Origin of the sequence: Chlamydia trachomatis A/HAR-13 (assembly GCF_000012125.1) — a bacterium.
In the GTDB taxonomy this organism is placed as follows: domain Bacteria; phylum Chlamydiota; class Chlamydiia; order Chlamydiales; family Chlamydiaceae; genus Chlamydia; species Chlamydia trachomatis.
In genome coordinates this window covers 757,346-777,993 of record NC_007429.1, presented here as the reverse complement: position 1 = coordinate 777,993, position 20,648 = coordinate 757,346, and the positions used below count along the sequence as shown (strand labels likewise).

Genomic DNA, 20,648 nt, shown 5'->3' with positions numbered 1-20,648 from the left:
TTTCTTTCTCTATTCTTCTCATCAAAAAGATTTCCTTCCTTTATCTTTTCTGTTATTGCTGAAAGTACCTCGTTTGTATCTACACGGCTTTCGATATGGATCATACAGAAGAGTCTCCTGCTCTTTGCTATAATTGTCAGCAACCCGCCACCATCTGTTTTACAGAAATTTCTGAAAACATTGCTTCTCGCTGTTATGTGTGTAATAGTTGTCCATATCCCTCTCGCTATTATGATCGCGAGACGATTCTAGCCTCTCCTACTCATGAAGCACTTATTCTAGAGTGTGGTAATTGTAAAACGAAATGGTGTATCCGTGATACGGATGAGCTCCTATTAGGCTGTCATCTATGCTATCGCACTTTTAAATCCCTTATCCTATCCAGGCTCCTGCGTTATCAGGCGATTTCATCCTATACATCAGAGAAAGCAAATAACTTTCATATTGGTCGAGGTTTGGGGAATTCCGAACAACCGATCATCAACCCGGCTATGCGCCTTATTGCTTTACACGAGGCTTTACAAGAGACTTTGCGCCACGAAGACTATGAGCAGGCAGCAGAGATCCGTGATCAGATTAATCAGCTAAAAAATCAGAATACTACCGATGCTCCCTAATCATATTCTTACTGCTATCGCAACGATCAAATATTCTTTGAGAACGGAGACGCCGCGCCCTATTTGCACGCTCTCTTTATCTAGAAATCTTTCTGTTTCCAAATTCGTTCCCTGTCTTTCTAAGGAAAACAAACGTGATGTGTTAGAGACTATAGCCAAACAGTTTTCAGCTATCGAAGGCGAGGAATTCTTTATTTTACCCCTTAAAGATTTGCCCATCTGGCAACGAGAATGTTTATTAGAACACTATTTGTTTCCATATCATTTAGGGAGTTGTTTGGAGGGCGAAGCTTTGATTGTAAATCAGGCAGGCACGTTGTTAGCAGGCATTAATCTACGTGACCACTTAGTAATCCATGGCGTAGATTTTGTATGGCAGCCGGAAGTATTACTCCAAAAGCTAGTTGATTTAGATATACGTTTACAACAGTCTCTTTCTTTTGCTTTTTCTTCGGATTTTGGTTTTTTAACTGCTGATCCCCTACGTTGTGGAACGGCGCTGATAGCGCGAGCCTTTGTTCATGTTCCGGCTCTTAAGTATGGAGATGCGTTATCTGAGCTTTTAGTTCCCTATCAACGTGAGTTCGCTAGCTCTTCTTTACTGCCGTTATCACAAGAATCATTAGGAGATATCTTGTGCTTGTCCAATATTTGTTCCTTAGGGCTATCAGAAGAGCAGATCCTATCTTCATTAAGACTAGTAGTGTCGAAAATTTTATCTGCTGAGAAAGAGGCTAGAAACCAGCTTGTGAAAGAAAATCCTACAGAAATAAAAAATCGCATTTTACGTTCTGTGGGGATGCTGACACATTCTTGTTGTTTAGATTTGCAAGAGGCATTGGATGCCACTAGCTGGATACAATTAGGAATGAGTATGCAGTGGATTGAAGATAGCGAAAAACACCCTTTATGGAATCCTTTATTCTGGGATCTACGCAGAGGTCACCTTGCTCTGTATAACCAAGATACTGCGAATAGAAGCATTGAAAAGGAAGTGATCGCCCAGATCCGGGCCAAGACAACAAAACCCCAGGCAGAGCGACTGATTATTCGAATCTGATGAGAGAGGGGACGAAGGAATGGTTACTTGCCTCTTCAACCTAGATATTGACGGCCTGTATGTGAAAATATCTAAGCGACTACCCTAATCGAATCACTCTGCCTAGGAATGCCCAAAGCCGGGATCGAACCGACGACCTACGCGTTACGAATGCGTTGCTCTACCAACTGAGCTATTTAGGCTAACTCCATAAAAAGCCAAGAGAACCGGAGATACGGCTAACTCCAGTCCATCTTGACTTCCCCCCTGTGTACAAACACTAGAGTCAGAAGCTATTCCATGGCGTTAGAATACCAACTTGCAACTCTTATAACATTATTCCGCTTCTATTTCCAGCATTTTAAAATCACTTTCTGCTTGGACCTTAGGAATATGTTGGCATTCAGGGGCATGACGAGGGGCTACCTCTAAAGATCCTCTTTCGCTTTCCCAGTTATAACGATATCCTTCTGTATTCGATAACGCAGTTCCCTCCTCGAAACTACTGATGACTTTCGGCTTAATGAAAATCATAATATTCCGTTTCTGACGCTGATCGATAGACCGACTAAAGAGTCCTTTGATCAGAGGAAGAGAACTGAGTAACGGCACTCCGGATACAATTTTTGTTAGTTTATCACGAATATGCCCACTCATGACGAGGAAACATCCATCCGGCACTTGTAGTCTCGTAGCTGCAAACGTTTTATCTGTTACAGGAGTCAGCACTCCTTGTGCCGAATGCAACTCAGAAATCGTTTGCTCGATTTGTAAAGTTACTACGTTATTAGGAGCTATTGTCGAAGTTACAACAAGATTGACTCCGATATCTTCGTATTCAATATTTTGTGTAACAGATCCGGTTTCCTGAATCACCGTACTCGTAGTCTGGAACGGAATCGTTTGTCCTACAAAGAACGATGCCTGTTGTGTATCTTGCGCCATAATTCTAGGGTTAAGTACCACTGTGGTATCCCCATCTTGATCTAAGGCGCTCAATAACCCCCCTAATGTTAAATACGATTTCCCATTATGGCTGAGAACGTTTCCAATAATTCCTAGTCCAAATGCAGAGGATCCGTACATCATATCACTGATCCCTGCTAACTGACCGGGTGTTGGCAATGAGATATTCCCTGGGTTTGGTGCTACAGGTAGAGATTGATTACGAAGGGGATCCGTTAATCCTGTATTACTCAACAATCCGGACGCATATGCCACCTTCCCTTGTTCATCTCCAAGAGCCGCCCATTGTACTCCGAAGTCCCAAGACTTCTCTAAGCTTGTCTCTAGAATCAATACTTCAATGTACACTTGTTTTGGAGGGAGGTCCAACCCATTTAGCAAGCTAACGACCTTATCGACGTTAGCTTGATTTCCAATGACAACGATGGAGTTGTTTACAGGCAACCATTGAATACTATTCAATGTGTTGATGAAATCCTCATCCATTGCTGTTGTCACGTATAGATTGTATCCAATATCTTGAATCGCCTGAGCGATAGCTGCCCCATTTTGATATTTTAATTTGTACATGAAGAAGCGCAAACTCTTAGGATTAGCAGCTCCAGAGCTTCCCAAAGCAGCAGCAGGACTTGTGACATCGTCTAGCGTATGTGCCATTTCTGGAATGTCCAAGGACTCCAATAATTGAATTGTCTTTGCTGTTAATCGTGGCGAGGAAATAACAAAAATTTTATTGGTCCCAGGCTGAATAAAAATTTGAAAAGCCTCTTCCTCAGCCATGGCACCGAGAACATCCTGACAATAGCTGACCAAAGCAGCGGGATTTGCAAACTGCACATCATATTCCGACATGTCAATAGCGGTGCCTGGGCTATCCAATGCTTGCAATAACTCCCGGACTTTCTCAATATTTCCTGCTATATCTGATACGATAATGTGTCTCGTAGACTCGGAAGCACTAATAATTGCATCATGAGAGAGCAGCGGTTGAATAATGCCTACCGCAGCGGAAGGACTGACGCTGTACAAGCGAAATACTCGTGTAACTACTACAGCCTCACAAGTATCTTTTGCTGATCCATCTGTAACCACCGTAGAAAGCTTGGAAAGCTTAGGATTGCGGTAGATCAATACATTATTTCCTTGTTCAACGACTTTCAAGTCATGCATTTTCAAGACTTGCAATAGAATCGTTGCTAAATCATCCACGGAAGTAGGATCATGAGAAACGATAGTGACATTGAATTGCAAGTCATTGCTATCGAAAACGAAATTCGTTCCTGAGATCTTACTGACAAACTGGAGCAATTCTAAGATAGAAATGTCCTCAAAATTGACGGTATATCCAACTTCTTTCAGATCCTGACACGTCAGAGAACGTTTATTTAATCGCTCTAAAACTTTTTTCTCTTCTTCTTGATCCTGAGAACAGTCTTGTACCGTTTGGATAACAGGTTCTCCAGATGTCTGCGGATCTTTCTTCCCAGGAAGAGTCTGGTCATTTCCTGGATTGGAAATGGTTTTCTGTTGCTCTTCTATCTGCTTTCTTACACTGAAATTGATGGCATTGACTGCACGACGAGCATAACTTTGCTTCTCTTCCCAGAGTTTAGATGCCTCTTCTTCTTGTTTGGATACTTCCTGTTCAAGAGCCTTCTTTTCCTTTGCAGCAGCTGCCTGCTTAGCCGCACCTTGTAAATACCGAGACTCCAAAGGACGTCTTCTTTCCTCAGGTTTATTAACCTGTTGGGGAGACTGTGTAAAATTAGGAGAGAAAATCTGATGGCTCTTTTTAAAATGCCGTGTTTGTGCAACAGGAGTTTGTGGCTTTGCAGGAGCTGCCTTCACGGAAACTGGCCGTGAAGGAAATGAAGCTCCTACTGTAGGTTTAGACCCCGGAGAGCTTTTCTTTGCTAAATTCTTAGCAATATTTTTAGGACAAGCAGCGATCTGCTGTTCTGTCTCATGATAATTCGGCAAAGAAGCGGATTGGCCTATTAAGCCTTCGCTAGATCGTGAATTCACACTTAACAACGCCGCATCTAGAACAACTAACGCAGACAAGAGGCCTAATTTCTTGTTATTTTGAATGATTCTTAAAATCTTGCTTCCTATTTTCGACGTCACTATGTTCACCGGACTCTTTTTAAGCTGATAAGTGTTGAGGGATAAAGACTTCTGTCATACTTCTGCCTTATTCCCTTCTGCAGGTTATCTGTTTGGCAGAATATATCTATTTGCCCTCTATCTTGCAACTTCAGGAAAGAAGGGCAATATAAATATACCAAATCTCTAGCCTTTGGGGTGTGTACGATAAGCTCATCTCCAGGCTCCCACAAAAAGGACTGTTCGTGGATCTCTAGGGGAGTTTCCTCCCCAATTCCTTGCGATTCCGCTTGAAATCGTTGCCCCCCCCCTGTTTGCTTTTTTAACGAGAAATCAGTTTTCCCACAAGAAAAGCACATGAGTTCTTCTAGGAAAAATATAAAACAGCAACAAGAAATCCCTTCTTCACAAATAGGGATATGCATGGTTTTGCACAGAGTATCCATACTTTTGATTACTGTTTGAATATCTTTTGCTTTCTCCTCTCGTTGATTAAGAAACTGTTTCATCATGCTAAGCGCAAAACTACAGTTTCCTGGAGCGTAGCAGAACCAAAATTCTGCTACGTTTCCAGATGTAAGCATATCATAGTAAATATTATGTAAATAACAGGGCTCTTTTTGTGAGTAAATATGAACACAGATCTCTTCCGGAGCAGATAACTTTTCTGGAGATAGCCACGCTCTCTGATTGTGCCACTGTTCTATCTGTGCAACAACATGGTCTTTCTTACGATAATCCTCATGTACATCGTGCAATAAGTAATCTTGTAAAGCTTCTGCAAACTCTTGCATGGATGAAAAGCGTGCTGCCGGTGATGGCTGTAATGCCTGTATTAAAATTTTGCTGATCTTAGAAGGCAGTAACGATACATATACCTTTCCTAATGCAAGCTGCCCCATGATCAGTTCATAGGCCAACAAAGCTAAGGAATACACATCGGATGCCGGAGAGGGCGGTTCCTGTCTGCTCTGCTCAGGACTCATATATGCTGGAGATCCCCAATGATTGAATTGCCAAGCGGAAAGCCCATAGTCAATGAGCTTGATCTCGCCTGATTGCGAGAGCACGATATTTTCTGGTTTGATATCGAGATGTAAAACCCCATGCCGATGCAGAGTCGTGATAGCTTGCGCTACTTGCAAGACAATAGAAATCGCTTTATCCAAAGAGATTTGCGATGAAAGAATACTATCTCGCAGAGAACTCCCTAAAATGTATTCCGAAACCAAGTAGCGTCCCTGCTCACACTCTCCTCTATCCTCCAAGCGAACAAACGCTGGGTGCGTTACTAGCTGCATAATCCTTGCTTCTTCTTCGAAAGCACGAAGAAAACGTCGATCATGAATTCCTGGCGATACCAATGTTTTAATAACAACAGGACGAGAAGAGTGCTCATCCACACCTTGATAGACAGTCAACCCTACCTTACGACTGAGCTCCCGTGTTAGGAGATAGTTCGTCTTAGAGGAGGAGAAGGATACACCCGATCTGAGCATAAAAACTTACGGTATGACAATGCTTTCAGAACTCGATACCTCTAGCATTTTGCTAGGTCCTTGCCGCTTGTGAAATAGCGGCAAGCAAACAATTCTCACGTAGAATGACAGAGGATTCTCTATCACTAAAAGGCTTATACTTCTAAAACTCGAATCCCTAGAACATCTTGCAAAGCAATGATGTTACCACGTCCAACCTTAGCTCCATTCAAAATAATATCTACGCCTAAAGTTGGATGTACACCATCGAATTGTAATACACTACCAGGTCCTAGTTTCAAAAATTCTCCAACGGAAAGAGAATAGCGAGCTACTTCAGCAACGATTTTTGTTGCCGAAGGCAAAGGAGTTGCCGGACCTCCTTCACTAGGTTCTTCGGGTGCATCTTCTGGTTGCATCTCTTGCAATCCTGTAATTTTAAAAGCTCCCGACTGCTTATCTAAAAACCGCCCACCAAAAAACCGGGTCCGTTGAATGGATAAGAAAGCGCCAGCATCTCCTGTATCCGGATCATACAGACAAGCATCTAACAAAATAAAACTACCAGGAACAACCTGGTGCCAATCTTCTTCTGAAATTTGACAAAAGCCCACTTCTACAGCGAGAGTAATTGGGGTTTGCAAATCGACTTTTGGCATATCAAAAGCCTGATCTTTCTCTTCTAAGAATCTACAGGCGCTCTGCGCTGTAGTTTCAGGCACTAAGATAGAAAACCGTATACAAGATCCATCTAAACGACAAGAGACTTGGATCACATGATACTCTCCCTCCAAAGCACGCGCAGAAAAAGCAACATCTCCTGTTACTTTTACAGACATAGAAGGAATCCAAGGACTTTCTTGAAGCAGCTTGCAGATCTCTGCAACAAAATAATAATGAAATCCTAATAAACGATCTTTTTCGTAGAAGTAAGAAGCTAAGGAACTATCATTAAAAATCGTTCCTATTAGAGCTTGCAAATCTTCTTCCGAAGAAACTATGTAAAACTCCCCAGATTCAAAGGGGTTTGCTAAAAACGGTTGGAGCAAAATATGCTCCCCATATTCCTGCACAGCAGCTGCAACAGACAGAAGCCCTCGAGACTCAAATGACAATTCCACTTCTTCCATATGGAATTTATCTTTGAGTTTCTGCTCACACTCCTGCTTTGGAAAAACAGGAAAAGAAAACATTCCTTCCTTCTGTTCTTGCAAAGAACTTAGTAACTCGTCTCTAGCTTTTAACCAATTACTACTAGGCTCTGCTGCAACTGCCATGGGAATACCTTATATATGAGCTTCTTCTACTTTCTTCTCTTGATGCTGGCCTTGATGTTGATCTTGACGACCTTCACCTTCTTGATCTCCTTCTTGGTCATGATGCCGAATAGTTGCAGCAATCATATGCAAAGGAGTTTCTATTTTTTCAATCGTAGGCAAACTAACAGCTACATTCCCTACAACCAACTCTGTAAGATTTAACTGACGAGCTTTCAAAGACTCCACCAATGAGACTAGCTGCTTAGGATTCTGCTGTACGAGTTGTGTAGCTTCTGTAAGCTGAGCTTGGTCTACAAAATTCGAAAAGGAAACGGAAATTTCTTCCCCTGTTTGTACCAGAGTCAGGTTAGCTCCACAGAAAGCTGCAGGTACTGTATTGCTATTATCCAATACAATTTCTACTAACTGCTTGCCATCAATATCGGCGACTAACAGGGATTCTACAGTAGATGTTACCAATTGCTCTACCCATTGTAGATCTACCTGACTTACCGTCATCGTACTCGTTTCCATCATAGCTTCGCTCACTACAGCCATAGGAGTTTCAACTAATGCCATTCCGGATGTAGGATTGCCACCAGTGAAGAATCCATCTCCTTTGCTCTCTTCTTCTTCTTTAGAAGAGACGCCTGCTGTACTCTCATGAACAGCACCCTCTTCAGAGCCTTTAGAAGACTCTTGACGTGACGAGGTTCTTCCTGGCATCCGATCTGCTTTCTCTTGTCTAGTCGAAGATCTTCCTTCTAAAGAGAACACTCGGACTTCTCTTTGATCTCTAGGCTCATGAGCCTCTGTACGTGGATGATTATGATCAATCTTTGCACTAAACAAAGATTCCGAAGTTTTATTTAATTCCATAAATTAGTTCTCTCCAGATTCCCGTTGTTTTTGCTTATGTAATTGATGAAGCAACTGCCCCATCTCATCTTGCTCTTTTTCTTCCTGGCGAGCCTCTTCTTTCAGAGCTTCTTTCATCCATTCTTCTTTATGCAGTCGAGTTTTTTCTTCTTCTTTACGTCGTTTGGTCAGCTCTACTTCAGCCCTTTCCAGCTCCTTTGCTGCTGCCAGCACATTTTCTTTCTGCTCATTGACCTTTTCTTCTTCTTCAGAAAGCTGTATCGCAACTACTTTGATATACGCTTTCATTTTAAGAATCGCATCGCTGGTTGTTCCGTCATCTAATTGCTCGCGGAGCTGGCGAATCTTCTGCATATAGTGATTCTTAACTTTATCACGCTCCGATTCGCGTTCACGCAATTTCTCTTGTTCTAACTCTAAAAGTCTGCGTTTCTCCTTAACAACCTTCTCTGCTCTGTCTACACGATCCTTCTTAATAGATAAGACAGGTTCTAAAGGATATCTAACCACACAATCCTACTATTTTCCAGACTTACCGGAATATTGCTCGCAACTGTTGAGCAGCTTCCTCATAATTTGTTTTTTCATGAATGTCTTGTTTAAGGAATCGATTTAATTTATCGATATGATCGATTGCGAAATCGACTTCACGATCCGATCCTCGACGATATTCCCCAATACGAATCAACATCTCATTAGCTTTATATTTAGCTAAAACCTCTCTAGCACGCCCAATAATTCGACGTTGTTCCTCAGGAACAATAGCTGTCAGCAATCGGCTAATAGAAGCCAACACATCAATCGCTGGATAATGATATGCTTGCGCTAATGCATTAGAAAGAACAATATGCCCGTCTAAAATGGATTTCACCTCATCCGCTACCGGCTCGTTCATATCATCCCCGGCCACTAACACAGTATAAAATGCTGTAATCGTTCCTTTATCAGAGGCTCCTGCTCTTTCTAACAGTTTAGGCAAAGTGGAAAATACAGAAGGCGTGTACCCAGCACGAGCAGGAGGCTCTCCAGCCGCTAACCCCACTTCACGTAAAGCTCGCGCAAAACGTGTAACTGAGTCCATCATCAATACAACCGTTTTACCTTGATCTCGGAAATATTCTGCTATCGCAGTTCCTACGTAGGCAGCATTGAGTCGCAGCTGAGACGACTGATCAGAAGTAGAGACCACAATAACGGAACGTTTCATTCCCTCTTCACCAAGGTCATTTTCTATGAACTCGCGAACCTCTCGTCCCCGCTCTCCAATCAAAGCAATTACGTTAATGTCTGCTTCTTCAGCATTACGAGCAATCATGCCCAATAAAGAGGACTTACCAACCCCGGCTCCTGCAAAAATTCCGATTCTCTGCCCTTTAGCTACAGTGAGCATCCCATCAATACAGCGCACGCCTGTAGACAAGATCGTACGCAATTTAGCTCGATGCAACGGATCCGGTGGAGCTTTAAAAATTGGATAAATGGCATCGACACTCTCTAAAGGTCCCTTTGTCTCTGTATCAATAGGATTTCCCAAACCATTTAATACACGACCCAATAACCCTTCTCCTGCTCGGATATGCAATGGCAATCCAGTAGCCATCACTTCCGAAGAAGGACTCACTCCTGTCAACTCCCCTAAAGGAGAAAGGAAGACAAAATTCTGCGTAAAACCGACTACCTCTGTAACTAGAGGCTCCATCCCGTGACGTTTCACCAAGCACACTTCACCGACACGAACATCCGGAACAACAGCCTTGATTAACATCCCGACAACTTCGATAATACGTCCCACAACTGCGGTTAATTGCACGTCCGGCAATTCCGTCATGAGCGTATTAAACTCGGTCGTTATCTCTTCCATGTTAACCTAACTGGGTTGTCATAATCGTTTTTACACTACTCACCGTAGCACCTAGAATACTGGCAAATAACTCGGCGCGTTGTGTAGCTCTTTGAACGGCATACTGAACTTTTAAGAAATCGGCTAATGTTTCTCTTTCTCCATTACGATCGGAGAAATACAACAAAGCACGATTCAAAATTTCTTCTCCTGAAGAGACCCAATCGACTATCTTGCGTGTAACAGATTTTTCTTCGTCACCATTACCCTGCTTGACCGTCTGTTGTGTATGTTCAGCTATCGCTTGAAAATCCCCATTGATTAAATCAACAATGACTCCTAAAGCATCTACATGCTCAGAGGCCAACTTGTCGGGATCTTGCATTTGCATCTGCGTTTGTGCATCCCACAAACGACTTTTTAACAAATGGATCTGCTCTTGTAACTCTTCAGAGTTCAGAGCTTCCTCCAACTCAGGATCGATCAACTGCGAATTTTTATCCTGCATCATAGCCATCAACGATAGCTTTTCTGTGGACACTGTCGAATCCAACGCAGCACCTCCACCCCCTAAAGAGAATGAGGCAACATTTTTACTTAATTCGCTGGGCATAGGAGATGCTGAAGGTTTATTCACCGCAGCACTCTCCTTATCCCCATCAAAATTTGGAAAAAGCTTAAGAGGATCTATCATGGAATACCCCAATCTTTCCCTAATTTAAAGGCCCACCACTTTTAGCAACTAATCCATCATGCCAATCCAGAACAGACTTAGCTAAAGCTCTTGTAGACTCTACTTCACAACTTTCTAATACCTGATCAGCTAACTGTAAGCAGCGCTCCAAACTCTCTCTACGCACTTCGAAAGAACTTCCTTGCTGAAGAACGATCATCATAAGTGTGAGTGATAAAAATGCCTTAGCACTCCAATTCTCGGGATCTTTTTCAACAATAGCACGGAATAAAACTTCTGCTTTTGTGAGCTCCATTTTATGCAAATGCAACAATCCTGATCCTAACTCATGTGCTGTATGCTCAGGATCCAATACTTGTAATGCTTGAAATAACGCTTTAGCGCTTGCTTCATCCCCTTGTTTGATAGCAACCATTCCTGCTTCAAACAACAATGCAAAATCTTCTTTAAATACATCCAAATCTGCCATGACCCATCTCTTATTTTATTAACTTCCTTTAACAGCTCTTGCCATGGTGATCATTTCAGTATTCACCGCAGTCAAGATATTGGATACAGACTCCATATATTGAGACAAAATTTGCATACGGAATTGCAAATTAAACATTGTCCCTAGGTCTACAGTTCCTTGCGTGGATGTTTCTAATTCTGTTAGATATTGTTGTACTCCCTGAACGTATTTACATACGCCATCCAGCATCTGGTTGAAATTAAAAGCCGAACAACTTCCGCTCGCCATAGATACCCTCTCTTTTACCGTTTACATTACACCATTTTACGGTTGATACGTCCTAGCACCTTTTGAAGAGCTACATATCCCGCGAGTAATGTTTGTTGTTTCTCAAAAGACTCTTTAGAAGCCCCTTCTCGAAGAGAAGATGTCAGCGTCTGCACCTTACTCTGTACATTAGCATTTACTTCGTGGGCTTTGGTTACATCGTGCATGTCTTGTTCAAGATCAAACAACTGACGAGCAGCTTTTTCTCCTTTAGCTGCCGAATTTTCCATATTAAACATAGATTTATTCCTACCTGGAAGAATTAAATAAACCTCGAACTGCCTATTTATTGTACTCAATTTTATATTTCAACCCTTCCCGTTCTAAAAAGATACAATGCGGTTGAATGCTTGTTACCGTCATTCCATCTAAAATATCGCCTCGAGTTAAAATACGCCCATTAACTACAACATTAATACTAATATCCCCGCACTTTGAAAAACCGGTTACCCGATAACGGCCTGGATACCGCATATTTAGATCAACAACACCTTCTTCTGCAGGCAGCAAAACGACAAAATTCTTCACCGCACGAATCCCTGCAATATCTTGCAGTTCTTGCACAACCGTTCGGAATTTATCTGCATCTTTATTATTGATATATCCTGTCAAAACAGCTTCACCATTGGTGAAGGACACATGAACGTTCGCAAAACCTGATTGCACAAGATGTCCAGCAAGAGCTTTCATGACTTGTGATTCGATAATCACCTTATTATCCAATAGTGAAAGGTAATTAAAATGTAGATTTAGATAATCAGCCAAACAAGCTGCTTGTTCTTCTGTCTTTAGATACCCGCTGATTACAAAAATCCCCGGCTCTGGAGATTGCATGCTGATACCTTTAAATTCTGGATTCTTAGACAAGAGAATATTCATCTCTTGCCATACTGCCTCGTCATCGATCACGTTATCATCTACCGACTTGACAAACGAGAGAGCATCCACTTTGTAAAGTAACTCGCTCTTATCAATGCTATTTCTTACATGCCCAATTAAGAACAACTGTCCGTTGTTCTTATTGAACGTAAACCGTACAGTTGGAAACTGCTGAATTACATGTTCAATATCATGAATCAAATCGATTTGATCTATAGAAACTACTTCCTTCGTATGGAACAAAGAAGCTGTTCCTATTCCAAAGAGCAGAGCTAACCCTCCAATGAACAAGGTTAATATAAAAGCACCTGTTGGCAACGTAGCACGTTTTCTCTTCTCTTCTTCCTCTTCCGCAGCTCTGGCAGCAATCTCTTCAGGAGATTGCGGACGACCAAATAACCCATAATCTTCAGAAGAAATCGTCGCCATTACCGTATCGGAAGGAGCAGCATAGTCGACAAGTAAGAATAACGTTGTTCCTAGAGCAACAACTTGATTCGCAGAGAGCGTAGATAGATGTTCAATCTTGCGCCCTTCAACAATCACGCCATTCTTACTACCCAGATCTTCAATCAAAACTGAATTATCATTTCCGATAATGATCTTCGCATGTTGGCGCGAAATACTCATATCACTTAAGACAATGTCTGCAACCTGCGGATCACTTCCTACGATATAGGTTTTCCCACTATCCAAATGGAATTCAGCACCGATATTCGCACCAGCAAGAACCTTCAACAAAAATCGTGATGGTTGCGTCAAATCAACCGCAACTTGTTTCTGTGCAAGATCTTCTATCTCAGCAGGGAAGATTCCTTGATCAAAACGGAAAAGATCCTGAACATTAAAGGGAGCAAGAACCTCTCCTTTATCTTCCTCTTTCTTCTCTTCTTCTTGAGAAGCCTCTGCCTTTGGCTCTTCATTTGCTGCGCTTTCAGCAGTATCTTCTTCACCCTCTTTTTCTTCTTCACTCGTCCCTGAGCTGCCTTCTTCTGTTACGGAAGCTTTCTCCATTGGAGATGGCGAGTTTTCTTCCGTAGCGCTATTAGGTTCTCCTGACGGCTCTGGAGTTTCCGGGGATGGGGGAGGCGTTTGAGAAGGTTGTTGCTCCTGATTTTCGGGACTTTGAGAACCCGATTCTGAAGCAGAAGAAAGCTGTGGCTGCTGATTTTGATCGGGCGACGTTCTGTTTTCTTCCATACTCGCGTTTTGAGATTGGGTTGGTTCACCACTGCCTGATGGAGTAGTTTGTTTAGGTTGTTCTTGACTTGCCAAAGGAAGCTCAAGATCCTTTTTTTCTCCTGTAACAGAAGGAGTCTGTCCTTCTTGTGAAGAGACCTTTGGCTCAGAGACTTCTTTTGGTGTTCCAGGCTCCTTCTCAACAGAAGCTAAAAAGGACGCCGCTAACTCTTGTTCTTTCGCTATTGCTGAACTAGATACTTCTCCAGAAGCCTTTGCCTCCGAAGGAAGACTTGGATTCCCTGTCTCCTTTTTAGGAGCTTCGGACGAAACGCTTGAAGAGCCTTGCGCTGCAGGCTCTCCCTCATTACCACCTTCTGTCTGGAACGATAACTCTATATCTCCTTCTACCTCTTCCCCTTTAAAAAACGAGACTTGGCAGCTTCCCATTACAAAGGAAACCCCATCTTTTAACAAAACAGGGGCAGTGATAACTGTTCCATCAACAGAAACCGGCCTCAAAGCATCTAAATTTTCTAAATAATACTCGCCATCTTTTAAAGTGATGCGAATCTGAGAGGGAGCAAGCTTTTCATCTTGCAGGAGAATATCACTAGCTTTTCCATCACTGCCAAGAGACCAACTCGTCCCATTTTCTAAAATAAGAACAGTTCCAGACAAGGGCCCTTTATCAATAACTAAGCGTATACCCATCCCTTACTCCTGCTCCGTTTTACTTAGTCCTAAATCTTCTAGCCACGCTTCAGCATAATTCAGGACACTCTCTATATAACTTGCAAAATCTTCTTGAGACACCTCTCCTGGGACTCGCCGTACGAGCACTGCATGCCCATCACTATCAAGCCCTAAGGCAGCTCCCCCAGTCTCCTGGCCAAACAAATTGCCTTCCATCATTCGAGCATATGCTTTTTCTATATCCATAGATGCGGGAATCTCTCCCAAAAAAGCACTGATGATAATTTCCTCATCAGCATTCTGACGAACGCGCATCCGCACAAGGCTGCTAATCGGAAGCACATAGGATCCATCGGCATCGAATTCTAATTCGGAAGCCACTCCCATATACGCCACAAAATTCTTTATCAATTTTTCCAACATGTATTCACGTGCTCATCTCTAACTGAGAGCTCTGGGTCCGAAATACTCCCTCCCTAGCTATTGGAATGGGCCCCGCTGACCTTATGCTGAGTTATGCCAATACCTACTTTAAAAAGAAAAACGATTTCTCATCTCGATAGAGGAGCCTTTTCTGTTTTCTCTTTCATCCCTTTCAATTTAAAGTACAAAAGAATTTTAGAAAAAAATCGGGCACGAACGACTCGTTCTTTTGATTTCTAAAGACATCTCCCAAAACACATTTTCCCGGCACAAATCAACTCATTCAGAGCAGCTCTCGTATCGACAACACGCAGGGACATCGTGCCACTGCATCAAAGAATCATTTATGTGCGAAAAGTATGTATCCAAGAAATCACAAGAGAAGCCTTCCCTCTCTTCGATCTTCGTTCTTAGGTTAAGCGCAGCTTAACAGACCCCCCTCCCCTGCTTTCTATCAAGGCTTTGCATTCCATCATATTAGAGAAATTGCAAGCTTTCGAATGAAAGGCTGAATAGAGCAACGTACCTCTAATACACAAATAAATCAACTTGAAAGTTCACAGTTTAGAAAGTCTAGAACTAAGCTGAAGAGAAAAAGAGTCTCAAGGCTTTTAATAGAAATGATCGCTCTCTATTTCCTTGCTATTTTCTATAGCCTTAACAGGAGATTCTATTCTGTTTGCTCTGTACTTTGCAAACACACCCAGAGACAGTCCAACTAGGCGTTCGCTCCTACACAGTCACGCCGTTCTAATCTTTGATTTAGAGAGTTCCAATAACGGTACGCAACCTCTCTCAAGCTGTGGAGATGTGCTGAGTTCACTTCCTTTCGATGCTCTCTTAACCAATCACTGATTTGGTCCATATCCACGTACCGGTGAGGGAATACCGTATGCGAAGGCAGAGCACGAGGAACAGCAAAATCAAAAACAATCCGATCGGGGATATCCCAGATACTTTCCCAAAGGGAATGTGGCAGAGCATACTGCAATTCTGAAGAACCTAAAAACACGACGCGATAAGGATCTTGAAAACATAGCTCCTCTCTTACTACCTGACGCATAGATAACGTCGGCAGCTGCTGACGAGAACAAAAGGTGATACAAGAAAATCCTTGCCTTTGCAAATGATAAGCTACAGAACGATTGATCTCAGAATAGCCTATAAATAACAAAGAGGCCTTCTTATCTATTTGACGTCTTCGTAACTCCTGATCCACGAGAATAGGGATAGTGATTTCTGCATAAGGCGCGCCTCCTTTCGCTCGAAATACTTTCCCTTCCTTAAGGGCTTTTTGAAAGAGAAAATGGAGAGCAAAAGAAAGCTTTTGCTCTCTAGCAGCTTGTAAATAGGCACGTTTCACTTGTCCTTGAATCTCCGTCTCTCCAAGAACTAAGCTATCTAACCCGCCTGCTACACAAAATAAATGTGCAAAGCAATCTTGATTTCGATAAAAATAAGGCGAGACACCTAAGAGCTCTATTTCCTGTGCCAGTGAATCAAATAGCTCGGCTGGCGCGACGCTATACAACTCGACGCGATGGCACGTAGCCAATAAAACATAGTCCTTCTCTTCTTGAAAGACTTCAAGACGAAAAGACCCCTGTGCTTGTTGTAAAATGTGAAGAACTTGCTCTCGTTGCTGCAAAGTAGTCTCTCGATAACTCACGCCAATAACGCCCAACGAAACTCTATTACCTATACGTTCTTCCCCTTCCCTAACCATCACGGTTTCTTCTTTACTCCTTAAGCTCCCTCTCATCATTCCCTTTCTAAAGAAAAAGATTGTATGCTTCTTCTCTCGGTTGGCTCATTCTCTTTGTTTCGTATTTTTATACCAATATTTTTGAGACTCTCTTCGTTCTCTGCATTGAAAAAATTTTGTAGTCTGGAGACGAAAATAGAAAAACCGTTAAAAAAGGCGTTTCCACGGCTTAATCTTAGTATCTCAAGTCCTCACCGCTCACACTGCTTAGTGAGACAGAAGACTAAAAGAAATACTACGCCTTACATTATTTTTCTAAAGAGAGCATAACTATTAGCTGATTGTTTTCTCAGAAATTATAGAACCCGAATCAAACTTTTGCCTTATTCCACACACTCTTATGCGAAAAAAAACTGCGTATTCAGAATCTTCTATCATTTCTTTAGCTTCCTTGGATCATATCCGCCTACGCGCGGGAATGTATATTGGAAGATTAGGCGACGGATCTCAAGCTGAAGACGGCATTTACACGTTATTTAAAGAAGTAGTCGATAATGCTATTGATGAATTTGTCATGGGATATGGACACACCATCCACATAACAGGAGACGCACACGAACTGTCTATTCGTGATGAAGGCCGCGGCATTCCCTTGGGGAAGGTGATTGATTGTGTTTCTAAAATCAATACTGGCGCGAAATACACTCAGGATGTTTTCCATTTTTCTGTTGGATTAAATGGCGTGGGACTGAAAGCCGTTAATGCCTTATCGCAACATTTCTCTGTACGTTCTGTGCGGAACAAAAAATTCCTCAAAGCTTCTTTCTCCAAAGGCATTCTCTTACACACAGAACAGGGTGCTACCCAAGATCCCGACGGTACAGAAGTCGTTTTCTCTCCCGATCATGAACTATTCGAGAATTTTTCTTTCCAAGTGGAGTTTCTAAAAAAGAAAATCCGTCAATACACCTATCTCCATCCCGGACTGACAATTATTTATAACGGAGAACGTATTGTTTCCACTCGTGGTCTTCTTGATCTTTTTGAAGAAGAAGTGCAAACCCCTCTTCTGTATTCCCCTATTACGTTTCAACACTCCGATCTCGCATTTCTTTTCTCCCATACAGAAACGTCTTCCGAACAATATTTTTCCTTTGTAAATGGCCAAGAAACAACTGATGGCGGAACCCATCTCGTTGCCTTTAAAGAGGGTATAGTCAAGGGCGTTAATGAGTTTTTTGGAAAAAACTTTTCCTCTCAAGATATTCGTGAGGGACTTGCTGGCTGTATCGCCATTAAAATTGCTTCTCCTATTTTTGAATCCCAAACCAAAAATAAACTAGGGAATACGAATATCCGCGCAGAGTTAGCCAAACGCGTAAAAGAAGCTGTGCTCTCTTCTTTGAAAAAGAATCCTTCCAGCGCGGAACGGATCCAAGAGAAAATCAAACTCAACGAAAAAACTCGGAAGAATGCGCAATTTCTCAAGCAAGAGCTCAAAGATAAACAAAAAAAACTCCACTATAAAATCCCTAAACTTCGGGATTGTAAATTTCATCTCACAGACAATTCTCTGTATGGTAAAAATTCCTCTATTTTCATTACTGAAGGAGAATCGGCTTCCGCTTCGATTCTAGCTTCGCGAAATCCGCTCACACAAGCAGTGTTCTCTTTGAGAGGGAAACCTATGAACGTCTTTTCCTCCAAAGAAGAAACCATCTATAAAAATGACGAACTTTTTTACCTTACTACAGCCCTCGGCCTGCACAAAGACTCTCTACAAAATCTTCGATACAACCAGGTGATCTTAGCAACAGATGCGGATGTTGATGGTATGCATATTCGTAATCTTATGATTACTTTCTTCCTAAAAACCTTTCTTCCTCTTGTTGCAAGCAACCACCTATTTATCCTAGAAACCCCTCTTTTTAAAGTACGCCACAAAGATGCCACTTTCTATTGCTACTCAGAAGAAGAAAAACTCTCGACCATAGAACACATCGGTAAAAAAGAATCGTCTCTTGAAATTACTCGTTTCAAAGGCTTAGGAGAAATTTCTCCTAAAGAATTCAAATCTTTTATCGGCGCAGACATGCGCTTAACTCCAGTTTCTCTTCCTGATACAGAAACCCTCGACACACTTTTACAATTCTACATGGGGAAAAACACAAAAGAGAGAAAACTATTTATTATTGAGAATCTTGTTACCAACCTCTAGCTATAAACGAACTTATGAGCGACCTCTCGGACCTATTTAAAACTCATTTCACACAGTATGCGTCTTACGTCATTTTGGAACGTGCAATCCCTCATGTTTTAGATGGCCTCAAGCCTGTTCAAAGAAGGCTTCTTTGGACCTTATTCCGTATGGATGATGGTAAAATGCATAAGGTGGCTAATATCGCAGGACGTACGATGGCGCTGCACCCGCATGGTGATGCGCCTATCGTGGAAGCTCTTGTCGTTTTGGCAAATAAAGGGTTCCTGATAGAGACACAAGGGAACTTTGGTAACCCTCTCACAGGAGATCCTCATGCAGCGGCTCGTTATATAGAAGCGCGGCTAAGCCCTTTAGCTAAAGAGGTACTTTTTAATACGGATCTCATGACCTTCCATGATTCTTACGATGGAAGAGAGCAAGAACCCGATATCTTAGCTGCAAAGATTCCTCTACTACTCCTTCATGGCGTGGATGGCATCGCAGTAGGGATGACTACAAAAATTTTCCCTCACAACTTTTGTGATCTACTAGAAGCACAAATAGCTATACTGAATGACCAACCGTTTTCTCTCCTTCCCGACTTCCCTCCAGGAGGCACGATGGATGCTTCCGACTACCAAGATGGCTTAGGATCCATTGTTCTGCGCGCAACAATTGATATTATTAATGACAAAACCTTGCTAATCAAAGAAATCTGTCCTTCCACAACTACAGAGACTCTAATTCGTTCTATCGAAAACGCAGCAAAACGAGGAATCATTAAAATCGATTCGATTCAAGATTTCTCTACGGACCTCCCTCATATCGAGATCAAACTCCCTAAAGGTATCTACGCTAAAGATCTGTTACGCCCTCTATATACACATACAGAATGTCAGGTTATCTTAACCTCTCGGCCAACAGCTATTTACCAGGGAAAACCTTGGGAAACAACGATCAGCGAAATCCTACGCTTACAAACCAAGACTCTCCAAAATTACCTAAAAAAAGAATTACTCATACTAGAAGATTCCTTAAGCCGCGAGCTGTACCACAAAACTTTAGAATATCTATTCATTAAACATAAGCTTTACGATACCGTGCGCTCCATGCTTTCTAAAAGAAAGACGTCTCCTTCATCAAGTGCCATTCACAACGCTGTTTTGGAAGCTCTGACTCCATTTCTTGACACGCTCCCGGCTCCTGATAAGCAAGCAACCGCTCAACTAGCAGCTCTAACTATTAAAAAAATCCTCTGTTTTGATGAAAATTCCTACGAGAAGGAGCTGGCATGCTTAGAAAAGAAACGCAGTAGCGTACAGAAAGATCTGAGCCAACTGAAAAAATACACAGTTCTCTACATTAAGAAGCTGCTCGAAACCTACAGACAACTCGGGCATCGAAAGACAAAAATTGCAAAATTTGATGACCTACCTACCGAGAGAATCTCCGCTCATAAGAAAGCAAAAGAACTCGCTGCGCTCGATCAAGAAGAGAACTTCTAAAACGTGACTCGGCCCTTGAGATCCTTAAACTCTCGGGCCAAAAAGACTACAGTCTTCTCGAGAAGAAAAACGGTGTTAGAAAATACGCGCGCTAAGACTTTCTCTAACAATGACTCAAAAAGCTGTAAACGTATACGTTTACCGCTCTTCCATAATTTCTAGGCTGACTTTCACATTATCTCGACTTGCTACGGAAACCAATAAAGTACGGATAGCCTTAATAGTGCGTCCTTCTTTACCGATAATTTTACCGATATCTCCCTTAGCAACAGTCAATTCGTAGATAATCGTATTGGTTCCCTGCACCTCTTTCAGATGCACTTCCTCTGGCTTATCAACAAGATTTTTTACAATGTACGCTAAAAACTCTTTCATGCGAAGCAAATCCTACACAAGCTTTTTTCT

Annotated in this window: 18 protein-coding genes and 1 tRNA gene; 4 read left to right on the top strand and 15 right to left on the bottom strand. The window is 42.1% G+C overall.

Translation table 11 applies throughout. The features are described from left to right. Positions 1-95 precede the first annotated feature (95 nt). Positions 96-617: a UvrB/UvrC motif-containing protein gene (locus CTA_RS03665; protein ID WP_011324818.1), complete on the top strand. Its 522-nt coding sequence runs from the start codon at positions 96-98 to the stop codon at positions 615-617. Next, the gene (locus CTA_RS03660; protein WP_011324817.1) at positions 607-1,677 is read left to right on the top strand and encodes a protein arginine kinase; all 1,071 of its coding nucleotides are present in this window, start codon (positions 607-609) and stop codon (positions 1,675-1,677) included. Before CTA_RS03665 ends, CTA_RS03660 begins: the two co-directional genes overlap by 11 nt. A gap of 109 nt (positions 1,678-1,786) precedes the next feature. Here the strand turns inward: CTA_RS03660 and CTA_RS03655 are convergent. From CTA_RS03655 to CTA_RS03590, 14 genes are all read right to left on the bottom strand, one after another. Beyond that, positions 1,787-1,859: transfer RNA gene (locus CTA_RS03655), tRNA-Thr, on the bottom strand. Between the two features lie 133 nt (positions 1,860-1,992). Continuing rightward, entirely contained in the window at positions 1,993-4,758 is a 2,766-nt protein-coding gene (gene cdsC, locus CTA_RS03650) for a type III secretion system protein CdsC (RefSeq protein WP_011324816.1), read from the bottom strand. Beyond that, complete coding sequence (locus CTA_RS03645; RefSeq protein ID WP_010725297.1) at positions 4,755-6,227, bottom strand: serine/threonine protein kinase; 1,473 nt, start codon at positions 6,225-6,227, stop codon at positions 4,755-4,757. Before CTA_RS03645 ends, cdsC begins: the two co-directional genes overlap by 4 nt. 134 nt (positions 6,228-6,361) lie before the next feature. Further along, positions 6,362-7,483, bottom strand: coding sequence for a SctQ family type III secretion system cytoplasmic ring protein CdsQ (gene cdsQ / locus CTA_RS03640; protein WP_009872834.1), 1,122 nt, complete (start codon positions 7,481-7,483; stop codon positions 6,362-6,364). 9 nt (positions 7,484-7,492) lie between these two features. Further along, entirely contained in the window at positions 7,493-8,344 is an 852-nt protein-coding gene (cdsP, locus tag CTA_RS03635) for a type III secretion system protein CdsP (protein ID WP_011324815.1), read from the bottom strand. A 3-nt stretch (positions 8,345-8,347) separates the two neighbouring features. After that, positions 8,348-8,854, bottom strand: coding sequence for a type III secretion system protein CdsO (gene cdsO, locus CTA_RS03630; RefSeq protein WP_009872832.1), 507 nt, complete (start codon positions 8,852-8,854; stop codon positions 8,348-8,350). A gap of 22 nt (positions 8,855-8,876) precedes the next feature. Further along, a complete protein-coding gene (gene cdsN / locus CTA_RS03625; RefSeq protein WP_011324814.1) occupies positions 8,877-10,205 on the bottom strand; it encodes a SctN family type III secretion system ATPase CdsN in 1,329 nt (442 codons plus the stop codon). Between the two features lies 1 nt (position 10,206). Then, a complete protein-coding gene (locus tag CTA_RS03620) occupies positions 10,207-10,878 on the bottom strand; it encodes a type III secretion system protein CT668 (protein WP_009872040.1) in 672 nt (223 codons plus the stop codon). Between the two features lie 19 nt (positions 10,879-10,897). Continuing rightward, positions 10,898-11,347, bottom strand: coding sequence for a type III secretion system protein CdsG (gene cdsG / locus CTA_RS03615; protein ID WP_009872831.1), 450 nt, complete (start codon positions 11,345-11,347; stop codon positions 10,898-10,900). An 18-nt stretch (positions 11,348-11,365) separates the two neighbouring features. Continuing rightward, complete coding sequence (gene cdsF, locus CTA_RS03610; protein WP_009872038.1) at positions 11,366-11,617, bottom strand: type III secretion system protein CdsF; 252 nt, start codon at positions 11,615-11,617, stop codon at positions 11,366-11,368. Positions 11,618-11,643: 26 nt separating this feature from the next. Next, complete coding sequence (cdsE, locus tag CTA_RS03605) at positions 11,644-11,895, bottom strand: type III secretion system protein CdsE (RefSeq protein WP_009872037.1); 252 nt, start codon at positions 11,893-11,895, stop codon at positions 11,644-11,646. A gap of 43 nt (positions 11,896-11,938) precedes the next feature. After that, complete coding sequence (gene cdsD / locus CTA_RS03600; RefSeq protein ID WP_011324813.1) at positions 11,939-14,428, bottom strand: SctD family type III secretion system inner membrane ring subunit CdsD; 2,490 nt, start codon at positions 14,426-14,428, stop codon at positions 11,939-11,941. Positions 14,429-14,431: 3 nt separating this feature from the next. Further along, positions 14,432-14,833 (bottom strand): CesT family type III secretion system chaperone Scc4, encoded by a 402-nt coding sequence (scc4, locus tag CTA_RS03595; RefSeq protein ID WP_009872829.1) that lies wholly within the window; start codon positions 14,831-14,833, stop codon positions 14,432-14,434. Positions 14,834-15,551: 718 nt separating this feature from the next. Further along, positions 15,552-16,559, bottom strand: a complete 1,008-nt coding sequence (locus CTA_RS03590) for a glutamyl-tRNA reductase (protein ID WP_011324812.1) — start codon at positions 16,557-16,559, stop codon at positions 15,552-15,554. A 379-nt stretch (positions 16,560-16,938) separates the two neighbouring features. Here CTA_RS03590 and CTA_RS03585 point away from each other — a divergent pair, with 379 nt between their 5' ends. Then, positions 16,939-18,756 carry a DNA topoisomerase IV subunit B gene (locus tag CTA_RS03585; RefSeq protein WP_009872033.1) on the top strand — a complete coding sequence of 606 codons (1,818 nt, stop codon included), beginning with the start codon at positions 16,939-16,941 and terminating at the stop codon, positions 18,754-18,756. A gap of 14 nt (positions 18,757-18,770) precedes the next feature. Further along, positions 18,771-20,243, top strand: coding sequence for a DNA gyrase subunit A (locus tag CTA_RS03580; protein ID WP_011324811.1), 1,473 nt, complete (start codon positions 18,771-18,773; stop codon positions 20,241-20,243). A 138-nt stretch (positions 20,244-20,381) separates the two neighbouring features. Here the strand turns inward: CTA_RS03580 and CTA_RS03575 are convergent, their stop codons facing one another. Then, positions 20,382-20,618 carry a KH domain-containing protein gene (locus tag CTA_RS03575; protein WP_009872031.1) on the bottom strand — a complete coding sequence of 79 codons (237 nt, stop codon included), beginning with the start codon at positions 20,616-20,618 and terminating at the stop codon, positions 20,382-20,384. Between the last annotated feature and the right edge of the window lie 30 nt (positions 20,619-20,648).

What these genes read in the sequence shown, in the direction of transcription:
- CTA_RS03665 (WP_011324818.1), top strand. Translation starts at nt 96, where the DNA reads ATGGATCATACAGAAGAGTCTCCTGCTCTTTGCTATAATTGTCAGCAA.
- CTA_RS03660 (WP_011324817.1), top strand. Translation starts at nt 607, where the DNA reads ATGCTCCCTAATCATATTCTTACTGCTATCGCAACGATCAAATATTCT.
- CTA_RS03645 (WP_010725297.1), bottom strand. Translation starts at nt 6,227, where the DNA reads ATGCTCAGATCGGGTGTATCCTTCTCCTCCTCTAAGACGAACTATCTC.
- cdsQ (WP_009872834.1), bottom strand. Translation starts at nt 7,483, where the DNA reads ATGGCAGTTGCAGCAGAGCCTAGTAGTAATTGGTTAAAAGCTAGAGAC.
- cdsP (WP_011324815.1), bottom strand. Translation starts at nt 8,344, where the DNA reads ATGGAATTAAATAAAACTTCGGAATCTTTGTTTAGTGCAAAGATTGAT.
- cdsN (WP_011324814.1), bottom strand. Translation starts at nt 10,205, where the DNA reads ATGGAAGAGATAACGACCGAGTTTAATACGCTCATGACGGAATTGCCG.
- CTA_RS03620 (WP_009872040.1), bottom strand. Translation starts at nt 10,878, where the DNA reads ATGATAGATCCTCTTAAGCTTTTTCCAAATTTTGATGGGGATAAGGAG.
- cdsG (WP_009872831.1), bottom strand. Translation starts at nt 11,347, where the DNA reads ATGGCAGATTTGGATGTATTTAAAGAAGATTTTGCATTGTTGTTTGAA.
- cdsF (WP_009872038.1), bottom strand. Translation starts at nt 11,617, where the DNA reads ATGGCGAGCGGAAGTTGTTCGGCTTTTAATTTCAACCAGATGCTGGAT.
- cdsE (WP_009872037.1), bottom strand. Translation starts at nt 11,895, where the DNA reads ATGTTTAATATGGAAAATTCGGCAGCTAAAGGAGAAAAAGCTGCTCGT.
- cdsD (WP_011324813.1), bottom strand. Translation starts at nt 14,428, where the DNA reads ATGGGTATACGCTTAGTTATTGATAAAGGGCCCTTGTCTGGAACTGTT.
- scc4 (WP_009872829.1), bottom strand. Translation starts at nt 14,833, where the DNA reads ATGTTGGAAAAATTGATAAAGAATTTTGTGGCGTATATGGGAGTGGCT.
- CTA_RS03590 (WP_011324812.1), bottom strand. Translation starts at nt 16,559, where the DNA reads ATGGTTAGGGAAGGGGAAGAACGTATAGGTAATAGAGTTTCGTTGGGC.
- CTA_RS03585 (WP_009872033.1), top strand. Translation starts at nt 16,939, where the DNA reads ATGCGAAAAAAAACTGCGTATTCAGAATCTTCTATCATTTCTTTAGCT.
- CTA_RS03580 (WP_011324811.1), top strand. Translation starts at nt 18,771, where the DNA reads ATGAGCGACCTCTCGGACCTATTTAAAACTCATTTCACACAGTATGCG.
- CTA_RS03575 (WP_009872031.1), bottom strand. Translation starts at nt 20,618, where the DNA reads ATGAAAGAGTTTTTAGCGTACATTGTAAAAAATCTTGTTGATAAGCCA.